General features: G+C 68.4%; 23 protein-coding genes. 17 read left to right on the forward strand and 6 right to left on the reverse strand.

Annotated elements, in window-relative coordinates; translation table 11 throughout:
• Positions 1 to 130: 130 nt before the first annotated feature.
• From ACFVVI_RS00690 to ACFVVI_RS00705, 4 genes are all read left to right on the forward strand, one after another.
• Entirely contained in the window at positions 131 to 1,054 is a 924-nt protein-coding gene (locus ACFVVI_RS00690) for a tyrosine recombinase XerC (protein WP_378626382.1), read from the forward strand.
• Positions 1,055 to 1,470: 416 nt separating this feature from the next.
• Complete coding sequence (locus tag ACFVVI_RS00695; protein WP_378992200.1) at positions 1,471 to 1,836, forward strand: YidH family protein; 366 nt, start codon at positions 1,471 to 1,473, stop codon at positions 1,834 to 1,836.
• Positions 1,833 to 2,132: a DUF202 domain-containing protein gene (locus ACFVVI_RS00700; RefSeq protein WP_378992202.1), complete on the forward strand. Its 300-nt coding sequence runs from the start codon at positions 1,833 to 1,835 to the stop codon at positions 2,130 to 2,132. Before ACFVVI_RS00695 ends, ACFVVI_RS00700 begins: the two co-directional genes overlap by 4 nt.
• 61 nt (positions 2,133 to 2,193) lie before the next feature.
• Complete coding sequence (locus ACFVVI_RS00705; protein WP_387442170.1) at positions 2,194 to 2,325, forward strand: hypothetical protein; 132 nt, start codon at positions 2,194 to 2,196, stop codon at positions 2,323 to 2,325.
• A gap of 241 nt (positions 2,326 to 2,566) precedes the next feature.
• Here ACFVVI_RS00705 and ACFVVI_RS00710 read toward each other — a convergent pair whose 3' ends face one another.
• The 3 genes from ACFVVI_RS00710 to ACFVVI_RS00720 all read right to left on the reverse strand — a co-directional run bounded on the left by ACFVVI_RS00710 (position 2,567) and on the right by ACFVVI_RS00720 (position 4,215).
• Positions 2,567 to 3,079 carry a DUF1990 family protein gene (locus tag ACFVVI_RS00710; protein WP_387442172.1) on the reverse strand — a complete coding sequence of 171 codons (513 nt, stop codon included), beginning with the start codon at positions 3,077 to 3,079 and terminating at the stop codon, positions 2,567 to 2,569.
• A 61-nt stretch (positions 3,080 to 3,140) separates the two neighbouring features.
• Entirely contained in the window at positions 3,141 to 3,620 is a 480-nt protein-coding gene (locus tag ACFVVI_RS00715; RefSeq protein WP_387442175.1) for a M23 family metallopeptidase, read from the reverse strand.
• A gap of 346 nt (positions 3,621 to 3,966) precedes the next feature.
• On the reverse strand, positions 3,967 to 4,215 hold the full coding sequence (locus ACFVVI_RS00720; protein ID WP_378992206.1) for a hypothetical protein: 249 nt from the start codon (positions 4,213 to 4,215) through the stop codon (positions 3,967 to 3,969).
• Positions 4,216 to 4,693: 478 nt separating this feature from the next.
• Between ACFVVI_RS00720 and ACFVVI_RS00725 the strand changes: the two genes are divergently transcribed.
• The 6 genes from ACFVVI_RS00725 to ACFVVI_RS00750 all read left to right on the forward strand — a co-directional run bounded on the left by ACFVVI_RS00725 (position 4,694) and on the right by ACFVVI_RS00750 (position 9,447).
• Entirely contained in the window at positions 4,694 to 4,867 is a 174-nt protein-coding gene (locus tag ACFVVI_RS00725) for a hypothetical protein (RefSeq protein WP_387442178.1), read from the forward strand.
• Positions 4,868 to 5,129: 262 nt separating this feature from the next.
• Positions 5,130 to 6,020, forward strand: a complete 891-nt coding sequence (rpsB, locus tag ACFVVI_RS00730; protein WP_062989975.1) for a 30S ribosomal protein S2 — start codon at positions 5,130 to 5,132, stop codon at positions 6,018 to 6,020.
• A 108-nt stretch (positions 6,021 to 6,128) separates the two neighbouring features.
• On the forward strand, positions 6,129 to 6,953 hold the full coding sequence (tsf, locus tag ACFVVI_RS00735) for a translation elongation factor Ts (RefSeq protein ID WP_378992207.1): 825 nt from the start codon (positions 6,129 to 6,131) through the stop codon (positions 6,951 to 6,953).
• Between the two features lie 168 nt (positions 6,954 to 7,121).
• A complete protein-coding gene (gene pyrH, locus ACFVVI_RS00740) occupies positions 7,122 to 7,850 on the forward strand; it encodes a UMP kinase (RefSeq protein WP_378607015.1) in 729 nt (242 codons plus the stop codon).
• A gap of 49 nt (positions 7,851 to 7,899) precedes the next feature.
• Positions 7,900 to 8,457, forward strand: coding sequence for a ribosome recycling factor (frr, locus tag ACFVVI_RS00745; protein ID WP_101468579.1), 558 nt, complete (start codon positions 7,900 to 7,902; stop codon positions 8,455 to 8,457).
• 111 nt (positions 8,458 to 8,568) lie between these two features.
• Positions 8,569 to 9,447: a phosphatidate cytidylyltransferase gene (locus ACFVVI_RS00750; RefSeq protein WP_387444401.1), complete on the forward strand. Its 879-nt coding sequence runs from the start codon at positions 8,569 to 8,571 to the stop codon at positions 9,445 to 9,447.
• Positions 9,448 to 9,458: 11 nt separating this feature from the next.
• On the opposite strand, the gene ACFVVI_RS00755 is transcribed toward ACFVVI_RS00750, so the two are convergent.
• Positions 9,459 to 9,839, reverse strand: coding sequence for a lipopolysaccharide assembly LapA domain-containing protein (locus ACFVVI_RS00755; protein ID WP_379317489.1), 381 nt, complete (start codon positions 9,837 to 9,839; stop codon positions 9,459 to 9,461).
• 101 nt (positions 9,840 to 9,940) lie between these two features.
• On the opposite strand from ACFVVI_RS00755, the gene rlmN reads away from it, so the two are divergent.
• Entirely contained in the window at positions 9,941 to 11,050 is a 1,110-nt protein-coding gene (rlmN, locus tag ACFVVI_RS00760) for a 23S rRNA (adenine(2503)-C(2))-methyltransferase RlmN (protein ID WP_378626392.1), read from the forward strand.
• A gap of 42 nt (positions 11,051 to 11,092) precedes the next feature.
• On the opposite strand, the gene ACFVVI_RS00765 is transcribed toward rlmN, so the two are convergent.
• Complete coding sequence (locus ACFVVI_RS00765) at positions 11,093 to 11,896, reverse strand: transglutaminase family protein (protein WP_387442183.1); 804 nt, start codon at positions 11,894 to 11,896, stop codon at positions 11,093 to 11,095.
• A 115-nt stretch (positions 11,897 to 12,011) separates the two neighbouring features.
• Between ACFVVI_RS00765 and ACFVVI_RS00770 the strand changes: the two genes are divergently transcribed.
• The 5 genes from ACFVVI_RS00770 to ACFVVI_RS00790 all read left to right on the forward strand — a co-directional run bounded on the left by ACFVVI_RS00770 (position 12,012) and on the right by ACFVVI_RS00790 (position 16,014).
• Positions 12,012 to 12,434: an uL11 family ribosomal protein gene (locus tag ACFVVI_RS00770; RefSeq protein WP_387442185.1), complete on the forward strand. Its 423-nt coding sequence runs from the start codon at positions 12,012 to 12,014 to the stop codon at positions 12,432 to 12,434.
• A gap of 105 nt (positions 12,435 to 12,539) precedes the next feature.
• Positions 12,540 to 12,788: a hypothetical protein gene (locus ACFVVI_RS00775; RefSeq protein WP_378992212.1), complete on the forward strand. Its 249-nt coding sequence runs from the start codon at positions 12,540 to 12,542 to the stop codon at positions 12,786 to 12,788.
• A 32-nt stretch (positions 12,789 to 12,820) separates the two neighbouring features.
• Positions 12,821 to 13,777, forward strand: coding sequence for a hypothetical protein (locus tag ACFVVI_RS00780; RefSeq protein ID WP_387442187.1), 957 nt, complete (start codon positions 12,821 to 12,823; stop codon positions 13,775 to 13,777).
• Between the two features lie 94 nt (positions 13,778 to 13,871).
• Complete coding sequence (locus tag ACFVVI_RS00785; RefSeq protein WP_387442189.1) at positions 13,872 to 15,008, forward strand: serine/threonine-protein kinase; 1,137 nt, start codon at positions 13,872 to 13,874, stop codon at positions 15,006 to 15,008.
• A gap of 43 nt (positions 15,009 to 15,051) precedes the next feature.
• The gene (locus tag ACFVVI_RS00790) at positions 15,052 to 16,014 is read left to right on the forward strand and encodes a LysR substrate-binding domain-containing protein (protein WP_387442191.1); all 963 of its coding nucleotides are present in this window, start codon (positions 15,052 to 15,054) and stop codon (positions 16,012 to 16,014) included.
• Positions 16,015 to 16,078: 64 nt separating this feature from the next.
• On the opposite strand, the gene ACFVVI_RS00795 is transcribed toward ACFVVI_RS00790, so the two are convergent.
• Positions 16,079 to 16,348, reverse strand: coding sequence for a DUF2631 domain-containing protein (locus ACFVVI_RS00795; protein ID WP_378992217.1), 270 nt, complete (start codon positions 16,346 to 16,348; stop codon positions 16,079 to 16,081).
• A gap of 119 nt (positions 16,349 to 16,467) precedes the next feature.
• Here ACFVVI_RS00795 and dxr point away from each other — a divergent pair, with 119 nt between their 5' ends.
• The gene (gene dxr, locus ACFVVI_RS00800; protein ID WP_387444403.1) at positions 16,468 to 17,637 is read left to right on the forward strand and encodes a 1-deoxy-D-xylulose-5-phosphate reductoisomerase; all 1,170 of its coding nucleotides are present in this window, start codon (positions 16,468 to 16,470) and stop codon (positions 17,635 to 17,637) included.
• Positions 17,638 to 17,650: the final 13 nt, after the last annotated feature.

Raw genomic sequence — 17,650 nt, forward strand, 5'->3', positions numbered from 1 at the left:
ATCGCGACTGAGTGCCTCGCAGGCCGGGCGGCGACGGTGCGAAGACGAGCAGTACGGGGAAGCGGACCGTTCGGTCGGCTCGGCGGCGTGGTGGGTTGCGTGGGGGACCGGGAAGGGTGACGGTTGGGTCATGGATGTGTTGCCTGATGACCTGACCGCGTTGCTCACCGAGTTCGGGCGGCATCTGCGGTTGGGCCGGAATCGGTCGGCGCATACGGTGCGGGCGTATCTGGGGGATGTGCGGTCGTTGCTCGAGCATCTGTACGCGCGGTCGGCGGATTCGGCGGTGCGGGAGCTGGATCTGCCGTTGCTGCGGTCGTGGTTGGCCGAGCTGGCGGCGGCGGGGGTGGCCCGGACGACCCTGGCTCGGCGGGCATCGGCGGCAAGGACTTTCACCGCGTGGCTGACCGAGACCGGGCGGCTCGGTGTCGACCCGGGGCTGCGCCTGCAGGCTCCGAAAGCCCATCGCGTGTTGCCCGCGGTGCTCGGGCGTGGTCAGGCCGAACAGGCCATGGTCGCGGCGGAATCCGGGGCGGCGCAGCAGGATCCGATGGCGCTACGGGATCGGCTGGTGGTGGAGTTGTTGTACGCCACCGGGATTCGTGTCAGCGAGCTGTGCGGTCTCGACCTCGACGACATCGACCGGGAGCGTCGTCTGGTGCGCGTGCTCGGCAAGGGCAACAAGGAGCGCTCGGTACCGTTCGGTGGTCCGGCCGACACCGCGCTCGAGGCATGGCTCCGGGCGGGCCGGCCGTCGCTGGTCAACAGCAACTCGGGCCGCGCCTTGTTCCTCGGCCAGCGCGGTCGCCGCCTCGACCAGCGCCAAGCGCGTGCCGTCGTCCACGACGTCATCGCCGCGATCCCCGGCGCTCCCGACATGGGCCCGCACGGCCTCCGCCACAGCGCCGCCACCCACCTCCTCGAGGGCGGCGCCGACCTGCGCGTTGTCCAGGAACTCCTCGGTCACGCCAGCATGGCAACCACCCAGCTCTACACCCACGTCTCTGTAGAGCGCCTCAAACGAGTCCACGACCAGGCCCACCCCCGCGCCTGACCGTGTCGAGTCGGTCTTCGGCCCGGTCGACTTCGATGGCTGATCGTGTCGAGTGGGTTCTCGGCCAGGTCCCGTGCGCGGCCGACCTACTCGAGCGGTCAGCGGCCGGCCCACCCGGCGACCGGTCGCCTTGGAGCGGTTTACGCCCGATCCCACCCGTCGGCAGGTGACCTCGGTCTGGCCCGCAACGTGCCGATTCTCGTGTCCGGTCTGGGAAGTCGGCTCCCGGAACAGTGCCGCTCCGGGAGTGTCTCGGGGGCCGGGAACCCGCGCGCGTCCTTGTCACGGAGTGCGCACGATCGGCGCCGCGCCGGCACCGCACAGATCAGCGGCGACAACCTGATCGGCGCCGCGCTCGTGCGGATCATCCGTGGGTGGATCGGGGTAGCGCATGATGGGGGCAGGAGGTGGTGGTCGTGACGTTGCCCGAGGTCGGGGCCGAATCGGACGACGGCGAGGAGGAGGTCGACTATCGGTTCACCCTCGCCAACGAGCGGACGTTTCTGGCGTGGATCAGGACCGCGATCGGTCTGCTCGCCGGCGGCGTCGCGGTGCACACCCTCGTGCAGCCGACTCGGCTGGCCGGATTCGCCGGCGCCATCTCGATGATCTGCCTGATCATGGCGCTGGCCGTCGCGCTCGCTGCCTTCCGGCACTGGCGGCGGGTCGATCTCGCGATGCGGACCGGGCGACCGTTGCCAGGAACGGTCCTGGTTCCCGTGTTGTCGGCCGGCATCGCGATCGTCGCCGTGCTCGCCTGTGTGGCGGTCGTGCTGTCGTGACCGCAGCGACCCTGGCGATGGAGCGCACCGCTCTGGCTTGGCGGCGCACCTCTCTCGGAGCAGCCGGCTGCGCGCTGCTCTTCGTGCACGAGGCGACTGTCGACGGTTGGCCGGCATGGCCGGTCCCGCTCGCCGCCGCCACGGTCGCCCTGCTCGTGGCCGGAGTCGGCTGGTCGCGCGGCCGCGCACTCGATCGCGGACACTGCGGCACCGCGCACCGATTCGTCGCGACCACCACCCTCGCCGTTGCGACCGTCGCCCTCATCGCGGCAGTCACCGTAGTGCTCAACGGGTAGCGCGCGCTCGCCCTGCGATGTACTCGGCACCGGTGGCGTTGTCAGAAATACTGTGGTGGACGTGACTTCCCTGCGCGAGCGGCTGCGCGCCGCGTTGAAAACTGCGATGAAGGCCCGTGACCTCGGTGCGGTCACGGCGCTGCGTTCGGCGTTGGCGGCGATCGACAACGCGGAGGCGATCGATGCCGGGTGACGTACGAGCCGGCGCCGTGGAGGAAAGCGCAGTCGGCCTCGGTGCGGCCGAGGCCGTTCGCCGCGACCTCACCGAGGTCGAGATCGAAGCGATCGTCCGTCGGGAGATCGACGAAAGACGTTGCGCGGCATCTGACTACGACCGACTCGGCGCGATCGATCGGCGCGATCGGTTGAGCGCCGAAGCCGACGCGCCGGCCGCGCTGGCTGACGGCCGTACCCGGGCGGGCCGGGCCGCGACGTCAGTCGTTGGTGGGCAAGGTGTTCAGGTAGCGGTGGGTGAACCAGCGCTGGATCAGCCGGGTGACGGGTCCGCCGAGACGGACGTACCAGGCACCCGGTTGGGAGAAGGCGGTGATCAGGCCGTAGACGGTGTCGTCGGTCGGGTCGTATTCGACGGCGAACAGTTCCTCGCCGACCTCGGGGTGTCCCGGCAGGGTGCCGTAGGCGAAACCTCGGCGGTCGGGTTCGTCGAGGACGTAGACGACGCGGCAGGGCGCGCTGATGTTCAGTGGCCCGATGCGGAGGACGACGGTCAACTCGGTTCCGGGCTGCGCGGTTTCGGTATCGGCGCCGCGAAAGGTGCCGACGCCCTTCTGAATTCCGAAGTCGAGAATGTGGGCGGCCGCGCGCTCGAACAGATCGCGGCCGTGGCCGATCGGCCGCCGATTCCGGAACCGGTGGTACCCGTCGGGCATCGTGGCGCGGGTGGCGCCCACGTCGGGATAGGTGAAAGGCGCTGATTTCTCGGACACACCTCGATTCTCGTCCGCTCCGGGCTGTCATAGGTGCGGGGTGGCGGAGCGTTTCGTCACATCACGGATCCAGCGGTTTCAACCGGACCGGCACCTCGTGCAGGAGTCCGAGCGGGTCGACGTACTCGCGCCGGTTGTGGGCACCGGACTCACGGCGGGCTCCCCAGTGCAGGCACGCGGCGACCGGACACCCCTCGTGTCCGGTCACCAGCGTGCCGATCGCCGTACCCCTGACCACCCGGCTTCCCACCGCGACCTTCGCCGTCACCGGTTCATACGTGGTGCGCAAGCCGCCCGGATGATCGATGGACACCACGGGTTTGCCCGCCACTTCCCCCGCGAACACCACGATGCCGTCCCCCGCCGCCAGCACCGTCTGCCCGGCGGTACCCGCCAGATCCACCCCCCGATGCCCCGGCAGCCAATTCCGCTCCGGCTTGTCGAACCGGCGCTCCACCGCCGGTCGCGGCCGCAACGGCCAACCGAACGGCCCCGCTTCCGCCGCATCGGCCGGTACCGCGCCACTGAGCACAATGGCCACCGGACAGACGACCCCGAGTACTCCCCGGAGGATCGACCGCACCCGAAGCGCCGCGCGTCGCAGCTGCTCGGGAATGCGAGGACGCCGGCCACGATCGGTTGCCGCCGACCACGCATCACAGCCGGGCAAGGGCTGGTCGACCCGGTACAGGCGGGTCGCTGATGTGATGGCGTCAGGTCGAGGTCGATGACGGGGTGCTCGGTTCGTCGACCACACCACGGCGTCAGACCGACCGGGCCGGCTGGCGCGAGCCGGCCACGCTGTGGAGCGGGGTCGGGACCAACCGGGCCGAAGAACGCGACCCGCCAACTTCAGCCCACCGTCGTGGGTCGCGAACATCGAGGCCTCAGCGGTGCGGTCGTGGTGTCGGCACCCGCTGCTGCGCCGCCAGCGCCCGCAGCATCTCCCGCAGAACCGCGGGCAGCTGCGCCGCCGACCCGCTCCCGCCTCCGGCCAGCACTCTGATCCCTATCTCCGACCGGGCCCCGGCACTCGGATCCATACCCTGCGGTCGTGCCGGCGCGGATCCGAAATCGTGAATCGTCACCTGCACCGGGACAGGAGCGGGAACGAGTTCCCGTCGGGGCACGGTCACCGGAACCACATTCGATTCCCGGCCGCACGAGACGGCGCCGGACGGGTGCTCCGGCGGCTGGACAGGCGAACCACTCCTGCGCGCACCTTCCGTGACCGCCTTCGGCGGGAGTTCCACAGCTACCGCCGCTGCGAGGATGATCGAAACGGGAACAGCGGCCGCCGCTGGTCGGCCTGTCGAGGTGGGCGCGTTCTGTGGGTTGGGCGCGGGCGGCGCTGTCGGCACCGTGCCGGGCGCGGCCGCATGCTGTGATGGGCGAGTCGCCTGGCTGACCCGCTCGGGTGGGTGGGCCAGGACCACGGCCCCGCGTGCCCCGCCACCGGCGCATATCGGCGATGGGTCGCTGGGGTGTGGGACCGTTGGTGCGACGTCGGTAGCGGAAGGTCGAGCTGCGGGTGGAGCACCGCTCTCAGGGTGTGCCGCGGCCGGTGCGGCAGCGACCCCCGCCGCGAAGAGCAGCGGAAATGTAGTGATCAGGGTGCGTGTCACAGTGTTCATGCCCCAACTCTGGGCGCTGGACAACTCCACCGGGACAACGATTTCGGGAATGTGGACAACGTTCCCGCATGTGGATATCGCGTACTTCATCCGCGAAATGGGCGGTCGTTGCGCAGGGGCGATTTCGGACCTGGCCCTGCTCCGCGTAGACTGAACAAGCGGTTTGTGCTCAGCAGCCAATGCGTGTGCACAGCACGGACCGACTTCGCGCGCCACCCGTGCTCGTCCATCCGGTCGTCGCTCGCAATGCAGACGGTCCGCGAGGGCATGTCAGCGCGAGTTCTCCAGCGGATGAACAGGGAAATCGTCGGCTGGTCCCGGATTCTTCGAATCGGGTCCGGCGGTTTCGGTGGCGCCAGGGCAGTCGATCGCCGATCGACCGCGACAACCGGCAACGAAAGAGAGATACGAAGGCTATGCCTGTCGTAACTATGAAGCAGCTGCTCGACAGCGGCGCGCACTTCGGCCACCAGACTCGTCGGTGGAACCCGAAGATGAAGCGGTTCATCTTCACCGACCGCAACGGCATCTACATCATCGACCTGCAGCAGACGCTGACCTTCATCGACAAGGCCTACGAGTTCGTCAAGGAGACTGTCGCCCACGGTGGCACCGTCCTCTTCGTCGGTACCAAGAAGCAGGCCCAGGAGTCGATCGCTTCCGAGGCGCTGCGCGTCGGAATGCCCTACGTCAACCAGCGTTGGCTGGGTGGCATGCTCACCAACTTCTCCACCGTGCACAAGCGCCTGCAGCGCCTCAAAGAACTCGAGGCGATGGAGCAGACCGGTGGCTTCGAGGGTCGCACCAAGAAGGAAATCCTCATGCTCACGCGTGAGATGACCAAGCTGGACCGCACCCTCGGCGGTATCCGTGACATGGCCAAGGTCCCCTCGGCCATCTGGATCGTCGATACCAACAAGGAGCACATCGCCGTCGGCGAGGCGCGCAAGCTGAACATCCCGGTCATCGCGATCCTGGATACCAACTGCGACCCCGACCTGGTCGACTACCCGATCCCGGGTAACGACGACGCGATCCGTTCCGCCGCACTGCTCACCAAGGTCGTCGCCTCCGCGGTGGCCGAGGGCGTGCAGGCCCGCGCGGGCCAGGCTTCCGGCGACGCGAAGCCCGAAGCCGGCGCTGGCGAGCCGCTGGCCGAGTGGGAGCAGGAGCTCCTGTCCTCGGCGACCCCGGCTGCCGAAGCCGATGTCGCTGCCGCGACCGAGGCCCCGGCCGTCGAGACCCCGGCCGAGGCAGAGGCCGAGGTCAAGGCCGACCCGGCACAGCACACCCCGGCCGACTTCTGAGCTGACCGGTAGCACTACGTTCACCTTGCCGGCCCTTCTGAATTCAGAAGCGGTCGGCAAGGTGGTGTTAACACCCAAGCACCCCACACACGAGGAGGCTCGCCCCCGATGGCGAACTACACCGCTGCTGATGTGAAGCGGCTCCGGGAGCTCACCGGCTCCGGCATGATGGACTGCAAGAACGCGCTGGCCGACTCCGACGGCGATTTCGACAAGGCCGTCGAGGTGCTGCGCATCAAGGGCGCCAAGGACGTCGGCAAGCGCGCCGAGCGTGCGACCGCCGAAGGTCTGGTCATCGCCAAGGACGGCGTCATGGTCGAGATCAACTGCGAGACCGACTTCGTTGCCAAGAACGCCGAGTTCCAGCAGCTGGCCGACGCGATCGTGACCGCGGCCGCCGCGGCCAAGCCGGCCGACCTGGACGCCCTCAAGGCGCTCAAGCTGACCGACGGCACCGTTGACGACGCCGTGCAGGCGCTGTCGGCCAAGATCGGCGAGAAGCTGGAACTGCGTCGCGTCGTGTCCTTCGACGGCCCGGTCGCCACCTACCTGCACAAGCGCGCTTCGGACCTGCCGCCCGCCGTCGGCGTGCTGGTGGAGTACGAAGGTACCGGCGACGCCGCTGCCGACGCCGCGCGTGCCGCAGGCATGCAGGTCGCCGCGCTCAAGGCCAAGTACCTGACCCGCGAGGAGGTGCCCGCCGATGTCGTCGACAACGAGCGTCGCATCGCCGAGGAGACCGCGCGCGAAGAGGGCAAGCCCGAAGCCGCGCTGGCGAAGATCACCGAAGGCCGCGTGAACGGCTTCTTCAAGGACGTCGTGCTGCTCGAGCAGTCCGCCGTCACCGACTCCAAGAAGACCGTCAAGGCGCTTCTGGAAGAGGCGGGCGTGAACGTGAAGCGTTTCGCTCGTTTCGAGGTCGGCCAGGCCTGATCCGCCTGAACTTCACGAACAGCCTCTTCGGCGCGGTGTGATGCCGCGCCGGAGGGGCTTTCCTCATGGATCGACCGACCCCACTTCCGGGTGACCGCAACCTGATAGGGCAGGATGGATGCCGCCTGCTCGCCCCGCTCTCGACCTCGCCGAAGGAGACCGACACCCATGACCGACCCGGGTAACGACCGCCCTGGATACAACCGGGTGCTGCTCAAGCTGGGTGGGGAGATGTTCGGTGGTGGCGGAGTGGGCCTCGATCCCGACGTCGTGCAGACCGTGGCCGAGCAGATCGCCGAGATCGTCGAGACCGGCGTGCAGGTGGCCGTGGTGATCGGCGGCGGCAACTTCTTCCGCGGCGCCGAACTGGAGGAGCGCGGCATGGAGCGGGCCCGCTCCGACTATATGGGCATGCTCGGCACCGTGATGAACAGCCTCGCCCTCCAGGATTTCCTTCAGCAGCAGGGTGTGGACACCCGCGTGCAGACCGCCATCACCATGGGCCAGGTCGCCGAGCCCTACCTGCCGCTGCGCGCCAAGCGCCACCTCGAGAAGGGCCGCGTCGTGATCTTCGGCGCGGGAATGGGCATGCCCTACTTCTCCACCGACACCACCGCCGCGCAGCGCGCGCTGGAAATCGGCGCCGACGTGGTGCTGATGGCGAAAGCGGTCGACGGTGTGTTCGACGCCGATCCGCGCGTCGACCCGAATGCGAGCATGTTCACCGAGATCACCCACAAGGAAGTGATCGAAAAGGGTCTGAAGGTGGCCGATGCCACCGCGTTCAGTCTCTGCATGGACAACCAGATGCCGATGCTGGTGTTCAATCTGTTGATCAAGGGCAATATTGCCCGCGCGGTCGCCGGTGAACCCATCGGCACCCTGGTTCGGTCGTGACCCCGCACCCGCGGACGATGACGATGACGACGCTGTGGAGGATTCGGTCGTGATTGATGAAGCGCTCTTCGATGCCGAAGAGAAGATGGACAAGGCCGTCACGGTGGCGAAGGACGACCTGGGCAGCATCCGTACCGGTCGCGCCAACCCGGGCATGTTCACCCGTGTGCTGATCGAGTACTACGGCTCGCTCACCCCGATCACCCAGGTCTCGAGCATCACCGTGCCCGAGCCGCGCATGGTCGTGATCAAGCCCTACGAGCAGAGCTCGCTCGGCCTGATCGAGAACGCCATCCGCAACTCCGACCTGGGCGTGAACCCGACCAACAACGGCGACATCCTGCGCATCTCGGTGCCGCAGCTCACCGAGGAACGTCGCCGCGAGATGGTCAAGATGGCCAAGAGCAAGGGCGAGGACGCCAAGGTCTCGATTCGCAACGTCCGCCGCAAGGCGATGGACGAACTCGGTCGCATCCAGAAGGATGGCGAAGCGGGTGAGGACGAGGTCGGGCGCGCCGAGAAGGAGCTCGACAAGACCACCGCCAAGTATGTGGCCCAGGTCGACGAGCTGGTCAAGCACAAGGAAGCCGAACTGCTCGAGGTCTGAGCGCCAGATCTCGCCAGTCCCGCTCGTGCGGGGGATGAACGGAACGACGAGTTGAGCGACGGGACAATCGTGGCCGAAGACGCCGCCGCCACCGGGGCGGCACCGGATCCCATGCCGGACAAGGTCGAGGAGACCGCGGCCGCGCCGCAGGACGAGCAGCCGCCCGCCCCGGCCTCACGGGCCGGGCGCAATCTGCCCGCGGCACTGGCAGTCGGGCTGACGCTCGGGCTGTCGTTGATCGCGATCCTGTTGTTCGTCCCGAAGGTGTTCATCGCGGTCGCGGGCATCGGCGTCGGCGTGGCGACCTGGGAGGTCACCAAGCGGCTGCGCGAAGCCGATGTGTTGGTACCGCGGATTCCGCTGCTGGTGGGCGGTCAGGCGGTGTTCTGGCTGGGCTGGCCGTGGGGGGCAGGTGGGGTGCTCGGCGCGTTCGCCGCCACCGCGCTGGTGTGCATGGTGTGGCGTCTGTTCGACCACGGCCTCAGTACCGCGCCGAAGAACTTCCTGCGCGATACCGCGATCGCCGTGTTCACCCTCACCTGGATCCCGTTGCTGGCCGCGTTCTCGACGCTGCTGCTGCTCGAACCGGACGGCAATCTCCGGGTACTCACCTTCATGATCCTGGTGGTGTGCTCCGATGTCGGCGGCTACGTCGCCGGTGTGCTGTTCGGCAGGCATCCGATGGTGCCCGCGATCAGTCCGAAGAAGTCGTGGGAGGGGTTCTGCGGGTCGCTGGTGTTCAGCGTGATCGGCGGTCTGCTGACCGTCACGCTGCTGCTCGAGGCGAACTCGATGATCGGTGTGGTGCTCGGTGTCGGCTTGGTGGCCGTGGCGACCATCGGTGACCTGATCGAGTCGCAGATCAAGCGGGAACTCGGCATCAAGGACATGGGGACGCTGCTGCCAGGGCACGGCGGGATCATGGATCGCCTGGACTCGATGCTGCCCTCGGCGTTCGTGTCCTGGCTGGTACTCAGCGCGCTGATCTGATCGACTCAGCGTCAGGACGACCTCTTGGCGGCGTGCCGCAGTTGCAGAATGCGCACCCCGCCGACCAGACCCATCACCAGCGCGCCCGCGATCACCGACAGCAACACGGTGATACCGAGCGGCAGTTCGAAATCCCAGAACAGCAGGTTGGTACGGACCTTGTCGAGGTTCTGGATGATGAAGGTCAGCAGCACGATGCCGAGCAGGGCGGCGGCCAGCAACGCGATCCAGGTGTAGCCGGTGCGAGACCCGTGCACGGCGTCGCGCGGGACGGGTACCGGCGCGGCCGCGGGTTTCGCCGGTTCGGCGGGCTTGCTGTGCTTGCCGGTGAGATCGGTCGCCGGCGGGTCGTGCTCGGCCGGTGACGCACCGGATTCCGCGTGTGTACTCATGGTTCGATCATGGCCGACTGCTATGGCTCACGCACGCATCTTCTCGATAACGTCGCCCGGCGTGGCAGGTCCGACGTGGCGTTTGGGACAATGGTGAAACTATGGCCATCTCCCTGCCCCTCGTGTTCGATGCCCCGCGCCGCGGTATGCCGCCGCGCCACCTCGCCGATCTCGATTCGGACGAACGCAAGGCCGCGGTGCAGGAGCTGGGATTGCCGAAGTTCCGTGCCGACCAGTTGGCCCGTCAGTACTACGGCCGCCTGCAGTCCGATCCTGCCCTGATGACCGACCTGCCCGCCGATGTGCGCGCGAAGGTCGGCGAGACGCTGTTCCCGCCGCTGCTGTCGGTGGTGCGCAATATCGCCTGCGACGAGGGCGACACCCGCAAAACGCTGTGGAAGGCGCACGACGGGACGCTGCTGGAGAGCGTGCTCATGCGCTACCCCGACCGCAACACGCTGTGCATTTCCAGTCAGGCCGGGTGCGGAATGGCCTGTCCGTTCTGCGCGACCGGGCAGGCGGGGCTCACCCGCAACCTGTCGACGGCGGAGATCGTCGACCAGGTGCGTGCCGCCGCGGCGTCCCTGCGTGACGGCGAGGTGCACGGCGGTCCGGGCCGGCTGTCCAACATCGTGTTCATGGGGATGGGCGAGCCGCTGGCCAACTACAAGCGGGTGGTGAACGCGGTTCGCCGGATCACTTCGCCCGCTCCCGACGGGCTCGGTATTTCGCAGCGGTCGGTGACGGTGTCGACCGTCGGCCTGGCGCCCGCGATCCGCAAGCTGGCCGACGAGAACATGTCGGTGCGGCTTGCGGTGTCGCTGCACACCCCCGACGACGAACTGCGCGACACTCTGGTGCCGGTGAACAATCGCTGGTCGATCGCCGAAGTGCTCGACGCCGCACGGTATTACGCCGACAAGTCCGGGCGTCGCGTGTCGATCGAGTACGCGTTGATCCGCGATATCAACGACCAGCCGTGGCGGGCGGATCTGCTGGGCAAGAAACTGCACAAGGCGCTCGGTCCGCTCGTGCACGTGAACCTGATCCCGCTCAACCCGACACCGGGCAGCGAGTGGGATGCCAGCCCCAAGCCGGTCGAGAAGGAGTTCGTGCGTCGCGTGATCGCCCAGGGCGTGTCGTGCACCGTGCGCGACACCCGCGGCCAGGAGATCGCCGCCGCCTGCGGTCAGCTCGCCGCCGAGGGCTAGGGCCCTCGCCGCCGTGATGAGCTCGGGGAGACGTGTCCGAGCTCAGACGATGCTGCTCGGTGCGATGAAGTCGTCGTAGGGGAGTGGGCCCGCGACGAAGGCGTTGACCGACATGAAGTTCAAAGTGATGTCGCCGCCGTGGTTGTCCAGGAAGGCGATATCGGAGGCGTCGCGGCCGGTGGCGATGCGTACCAGGCTCGAGCGCGGCGCGAGGCCGGTCGGGTCGTAGGTGCGCCACTCGCCGTCGATGTAGGCCTCACAGACGGCGTGGAAGTCCATCGGCACACAGCCCGGCGCGTAGACCGCGGCGACCCGGGCGGGGACGCCGACGGCGCGCAACAGCGCGACCATCAGATGCGAGAAGTCGCGGCAGACGCCGGTGCCGGAGAGCAGTGTCTCGACCGCGCCGTCGATGGGCGTGCTACTGCCCGAGACATAGGTGATCCGTCTGCCGATCCACGACGAGACGCGGTTGGCCACCTCGGGATCGGCGATGCCGTAACCGAATTCGGCTGCCGCGAAGCCGAGTAGCTTGTCCGACTCCGCGTAGCGGCTCGGCCGCCGGTACAGCGCGAGGTCGTAGTCGGACGGCGGCGCGAGGACGGCGGTGCCAAGGACGGTCGCCTGATAGTCGATCCGGAGGGTCCCCGCGCGCACGTCGAGCACGTGGATCCGGGAACCGTGCGGACCGACCACTTCGCGCGGCGTGAGGAACTCGCCGTCGAGCGAGCATGTCATGGACTCGATGAGATCGAGTCCTGGCTGGCGGGCGACAGCGATCTGACACTGCAGCACCGAATCGGCATGGACCGCGACCTCCAGGCGAGCGGAAACGTCCCGTTTCACGCCCACAGACTGACAGGCGAATCGGGATCAGGCGAACCGAACCGCTGGAGCGGGTTGCGGCCCAGGCGTTACCGTCGTGGGACCGGATCGACGCGTGCATCCGAGATCGTTGACTATGGCGCGCGAAACAGCCTCTGTCACAGTCACTCTCGAGCTCGAAGCGGGCAATGCCTCGCTGATGATCCTCGGCAAGATGCTCGGTCCGACCGGCGTCGCGCCCTTCGAGGTCAAACGGCGCTACGACGCCGCCACCGCGGATCGGCGTGGCGAGATCATTCCGGCCGTGATCACGATCGACGCCCGCAAACGCTGGACGATGCGGCTCAAGACCCCACCGACCGCATCGTTGATCCGCAAGGCTCTCGGCCACCCCGGCTCCCCGCAGCCCGGGCACAAACCGGTGGGGGCGATCAGCCGGGATCAATTGCGCCGCATCGCGATCCGCAAACTCCCCGACCTGAACACCGACGATATCGCAGCGGCGATGCGCATCGTCGCGGGCACAGCGCGGTCGATGGGTGTGCGGGTGGAGGACTGAGCCGGGGTGTAGTGCCCTGTCCTCGCGCCGATTAGGGTTGGTGCTGGTCGGCGGCGGGGATATTCGCTGAAGGCCGGGCACTGCTTCGGTGGACAACGGGGGACCATGCTTGCGACGGGGGACGTCTTCGCCGGGTACGCGATCGAACGGCAGCTGGGGCGCGGCGGGATGGGTTCGGTGTATCTTGCCCGGCATCCGCGCCTGCCTCGGCAGACCGCGTTGAAGCTGCTGAATCCGGAGCTGTTCGCCGACAACGAGATTCGTGCCAGGTTCGAGCGCGAGGCCGACCTCGCCGCGCAACTGGAGCACGCGCCGACCAGTACGCCCTGGCCTGCACCCTGTACTCGCTGCTGACCGGCGTCGCCCCGTTCGAGGCGCCGAACCCGGTGCAGGTGATCCAGGGGCACCTCCAATCCCCGCCCCCGTCGCTGCGCGCCCGTCGACCGGATCTGCCCGCAGCCATGGACGCGGTCCTCGCCCGCGCCCTCGCCAAACGCGCCACCGACCGATTCGACTCCTGCGCCGAATTCGCGGCTGCCGCACGCCGTGCGCTGAGTGGCACCGGTGCGCAACCCACCGTGTTCGCCGGTGCGCGCTCGGTGCCCCGACACCCCCAGCCGAATCCGTACGGTGACGGCGGGCACGCGCCGCGCTTCGCCGCGCCCCAGCCGAACCCGGGCTACGCACCGCCGCCGATGCCGCGAAGCTCCGGTTACCGCGCGCCGGTGCCGCGACGAAAAGGCGGCCGGGTAGTCGCAGCGGTGTTGCTGACCTTGACACTGATCATCGGCGGCGCCGTCACCTGGGTGTGGCAGGACGAGAGCACCTGGATATCGGACATGCTGGAACGATCGCGTGCGCACAAAGATCTGGCCGCGATGTCGCAGGCGTTTCCCCGGATGGTGCCGACCGGATTCGCGGACGGCGCCGGCTTCGAGGGTCGTGAGTGCTCGGCGTACGCGAACACGAAGATCCGGAACGAACTCCTGTGGGAGTTGACGCTTCAGCAGGCAGCCGCGAAATGGTCGTGCGGCAGCCTGGACAGTGCCGATACCGACTATTTCTTCTACGCCTTCGCGACCGCGGCAGACGCAGTCGAGGCAGTGAATCGGTTTCGTGGTGAGACCGGTGACAAGGGAAACGCCTCGACCGGCTCGCGTACCGACCACCATCGTGAACAGGCCTACAACGGCGGATACAGTGGCTCCGCCGTGGTGTCCACCTTCAGCGATTCCGCGCGAGAACGATGGGTGCTGGTCTTCCAGCGCGGCTCGGCTTTCACCACAGTCGAGACCGATATGCCTGTTCTCCTCGCCGACATCGCCCGCTTTCCACTGGGTTGAACCTGCCACACAGCGGTGTACTGCACCGATTCGCGGGTCTTGGCGTTTGGTAGGGTCCAGGCCGTCGGACGAAGAGCGAGATTCGGGGGTCAGAGTGGTTTCTGACGGGACGGTGTTCGCCGGCTACACGATCGACCGGCAGCTGGGTCAGGGCGGGATGGGATCGGTGTATCTGGCCAGGCACCCGCGTCTGCCCCGATGGACGGCGCTCAAGCTGCTGAATCGGGAGTTGTTCTCCGACAAGGAGATCCGGGCCAGGTTCGAGCGTGAAGCCGACCTGGTCGCGCAGCTCGACCACCCCAATATCGTCACCGTGTTCGACCGCGGCGTCGAGGGCGATCAGCTGTGGATCAGCATGCAGTACATCGACGGGATCGATGCCTCCTCGCTGGATCCGCATTCCCTGCCGCCGGACCGGGCGCTGCAGATCATCGGTGAGACCGCCGCCGCGCTCGACTACGCCCATCGCGCGGGGGTGCTGCACCGCGACGTCAAGCCCGCCAACATCCTGCTGGCGCGTTCCAGCAGCCAGGAGCGGGTGTATCTCACCGACTTCGGCATCGCACGGCTGCGCGACGATTCGGGTCACCTCACCGAGACCGGATCGTTCACCGCCACGCTGGCCTACGCCGCGCCAGAGCAGCTCACCGGCGCCGCGCTGGATCACCGCGCCGACCAGTACTCCCTCGCGTGCACGCTCTACACACTGCTGACCGGCAGCGCGCCCTACGAATCGACCAGCCCGGCCGCGGTGATCACCGGTCATCTGCAAGCGCCGCCACCCCCGATCAGTCCGCGCCGCGCGGGCCTGCCGCCAGTGCTCGACGCCGTGATGGCGCGTGCGCTGGCCAAGCGACCCGCCGATCGGTTCACCTCGTGCGAGGAGTTCGTCGACGCCGCGCAGCGTGCGGTGCGCACCGGAACCACCGGTGCCCGCCCGATCGCCCGGCCGACCTCGGGGTCGCACGCGCAGCCGTTCGTCGGCATGCAGCCCATGCGCCCGGTGAGCTCGACGGGCACTCCCATCCCGCAGTACAACCCCGCTCCGATGCCCCCGCGGATGCCGCAGCCGCAGTACGCGCCCCCGCCGCAGTATCGGCAGCAACCGGTGCCGATCCCGAATCCGCCGCCGCAACGGGGCGGCTGGGGATCGGCACTGGGCGCCTACGCGGTCCTGTTGGTCGTCGTCATCGTGATCGCCGGCGTGATCGCGCTGCTGGCCAACCTCTGATCGGCTCGTCGACCCGATCGGCGGGTGCCATATTCTGGTCAGAATGAGCGACTTCGACGTCACCGCCGCCGACTCCATCGACCTCGACCGGTTGCGTCGTTTCGTCGCGGTCGCCGAGGAGTTGCACTTCGCCCGCGCCGCCAAGGCGCTGCGGATCCCACGGCAGGCTCTCAGCGCCACCGTGATCGAGCTGGAAGAAGAGCTCGGCACCCGCGTCTTCGTGCCGGGCGCTTCGCCCACCCAGCTCACCGACGACGGCACCGCCCTGCTCGCGCGTGCCAGGGACCTGATCCGGGTGCGGGAGCAGGCCGAACGGGAGCAGAAGCCCGACGCGCCCGCGAGCCTGCGGGTGGGGTTCGTGCCGGGAGTGACGGTGTCGAAGTGGGCGCGGATCTGGGACGAGCGGCTACCTGACCACCCGCTCGAGGTGGTCGGCGTCGCGCAGGGCGAGCAGGAGTCGGTGCTGCGCGAGGGGCGCGTCGACCTGTGCTTCGTCCGGCTGCCCATCGACCGGACCGCGACCAACGCGATCGCGCTGTGGCAGGAGACGCCGGTCGCGGTCGTGCAGAAAGACGACGAGCTGTCACTGCTGGAGACGATTGGCCCGGCGGATCTGGCCGACGAGACGATCCAGGACAGTGCCGATCTCGATCAGGCCGTCGACACTCTCGCCCTGGTCGCCGCCGTGGGCGGCGCGGCGATCATGCCGCAATCGATCGCGCGCCTGCATCACCGCCGCGACCTGGTCTACCGCCCGATCAGCGACACCGAGTTCACCGAGATCGCGCTGGCGTGGCCTGCCGGGACCGACAGCGATCTGCTCGAGGAGTTCGTCGGTATCGTGCGCGGCCGCTCGGCCAACAGCTCGCGCGGCGGGGTGGCGGAACCGGAGCAGCGCGCCACGGCGCCCGCGCGCAAATCCGCGGCGAAGAAGCCCACGGCCAAGAAACCGGCGCCGAAGAAGCCGGTCGCGCGTGGCCGCAAACCGGCCCGGCGCGGCCGCTGACGCACGAAAACGCCTGCGGCGCATGGTGATTGCCGCAGGCGTGGACGTACTTGTCGTCGAAGAACTACTTCGGCATCCGCTGGGTGAGCGAATCGACGACCAGGATGATCGCCATCACGCCTGCCAGGCCGACGAGGAAGATGTCCTCGACATGACCCTTGTGGTTGCCGATGGTCATCCCGAGCAGGGCCACGATGACGACCCAACCCGCGATGCGGAAGGTCTTGCGCGACTCACCGCTCCAGCCCCATGCTGCCGAGGGCACCTCGGCGGGGTCGACGCTGGTGGCGACGGCACGCTCGGTGCTGGCTTTATCGAGGTCCGTGGCTGCCACGATCGCTCCTAAGGGCTCGAGTTCTGGTTGGGCGAGTGAGCATATCGTGGCATACGACCGTCCGTCGTAGCCAGCAGCCCTGCCACAATGGGCCCGTGTCCCACCCCGCAACGCGTGCCATGCACGACAGTTCCCCGTCCACCGATCGGGTGAAGGTGCTGCTTCTCGGCAGTACCGGTTCGATCGGTACCCAGGCGCTCGAGGTGATCGCCGCCAACCCCGACCGCTTCGAGGTGGTCGGGCTGGCCGCACGCGGCGGCAACCCCGCCCTGCTCGCCGAGCAGATGACCGCCACCGGCACCCGCAATGTCGCCGTCGCCGATCCCGCCGCCGCCCAGGCGCTCGGGCTGGAACTCGGCGGCCCCGACGCCGTGACCGAACTGGTCCGCCGCACCGACGCCGATGTCGTGCTCAATGCGCTGGTGGGTTCGCTGGGTCTGGAGCCCACGCTGGCCACCCTGCACGCGGGCACCCGCCTGGCGCTGGCGAACAAGGAATCCTTGGTCGCGGGCGGCTCCCTGGTGACGCGGGCGGCCGCGCCCGGCCAGATCGTGCCCGTCGACTCCGAGCACTCGGCGCTGGCCCAGTGCCTGCGCGGCGGTCGCGCGCAGGAGGTCGACCGCCTCGTGCTCACCGCGTCGGGTGGACCGTTCCGCGGCTGGAGCACCGAGATGCTCGAATCGGTGAACCCCGCGGAGGCCAAGACCCACCCGACCTGGTCGATGGGCCCGATGAACACCCTGAACTCGGCCTCGCTGGTGAACAAGGGCCTGGAACTGATCGAGACCCACCTGCTGTTCGGTGTGCCCTACGACCGGATCGACGTCACCGTCCACCCCCAGTCGATCGTCCACTCGATGGTTACCTTCACCGACGGCTCCACCCTGGCCCAGGCCAGCCCCCCTGACATGAAACTCCCCATCGCCCTGGCGCTGGGCTGGCCCGACCGCATCCCCGGCGCGGCCGCCGCCTGCGATTTCGGTACCGCCTCCACCTGGACCTTCGAGCCGGTCGACGACGAGGTCTTCCCCGCCGTCCGCCTGGCCAGGCAGGCAGGCGAAGCGGGCGGCAGCGTCACCGCGGTCTACAACGCCGCCAACGAAGTCGCGGTCCAAGCTTTCCTCGACGGCAAGATCGCCTTCCCCGCCATCGTGCGCACCGTCACCCGCGCGGTAGAGGCCGCCGACCGCTGGCACGCCGAACCCGATACCCTGGACGACGTCCTCGCGGCCGACCGCTGGGCACGGGAGTACGCCGCGAAGACCATCGACGGTGAAACAACGTCCTGACCTGACGACCACA

The organism is Nocardia sp. NPDC058114 (assembly GCF_042884695.1).
Lineage (GTDB): Bacteria > Actinomycetota > Actinomycetes > Mycobacteriales > Mycobacteriaceae > Nocardia.

Bases quoted from the DNA above. Each gene is read 5' to 3' on its own strand.
- ACFVVI_RS00690 (WP_378626382.1), top strand. From the start codon at position 131: ATGGATGTGTTGCCTGATGACCTGACCGCGTTGCTCACCGAGTTCGGG.
- rpsB (WP_062989975.1), top strand. From the start codon at position 5,130: ATGCCTGTCGTAACTATGAAGCAGCTGCTCGACAGCGGCGCGCACTTC.
- tsf (WP_378992207.1), top strand. From the start codon at position 6,129: ATGGCGAACTACACCGCTGCTGATGTGAAGCGGCTCCGGGAGCTCACC.
- pyrH (WP_378607015.1), top strand. From the start codon at position 7,122: ATGACCGACCCGGGTAACGACCGCCCTGGATACAACCGGGTGCTGCTC.
- ACFVVI_RS00750 (WP_387444401.1), top strand. From the start codon at position 8,569: ATGCCGGACAAGGTCGAGGAGACCGCGGCCGCGCCGCAGGACGAGCAG.
- ACFVVI_RS00755 (WP_379317489.1), bottom strand. From the start codon at position 9,839: ATGAGTACACACGCGGAATCCGGTGCGTCACCGGCCGAGCACGACCCG.
- rlmN (WP_378626392.1), top strand. From the start codon at position 9,941: ATGGCCATCTCCCTGCCCCTCGTGTTCGATGCCCCGCGCCGCGGTATG.
- ACFVVI_RS00770 (WP_387442185.1), top strand. From the start codon at position 12,012: ATGGCGCGCGAAACAGCCTCTGTCACAGTCACTCTCGAGCTCGAAGCG.
- ACFVVI_RS00775 (WP_378992212.1), top strand. From the start codon at position 12,540: ATGCTTGCGACGGGGGACGTCTTCGCCGGGTACGCGATCGAACGGCAG.
- ACFVVI_RS00790 (WP_387442191.1), top strand. From the start codon at position 15,052: ATGAGCGACTTCGACGTCACCGCCGCCGACTCCATCGACCTCGACCGG.
- dxr (WP_387444403.1), top strand. From the start codon at position 16,468: ATGCACGACAGTTCCCCGTCCACCGATCGGGTGAAGGTGCTGCTTCTC.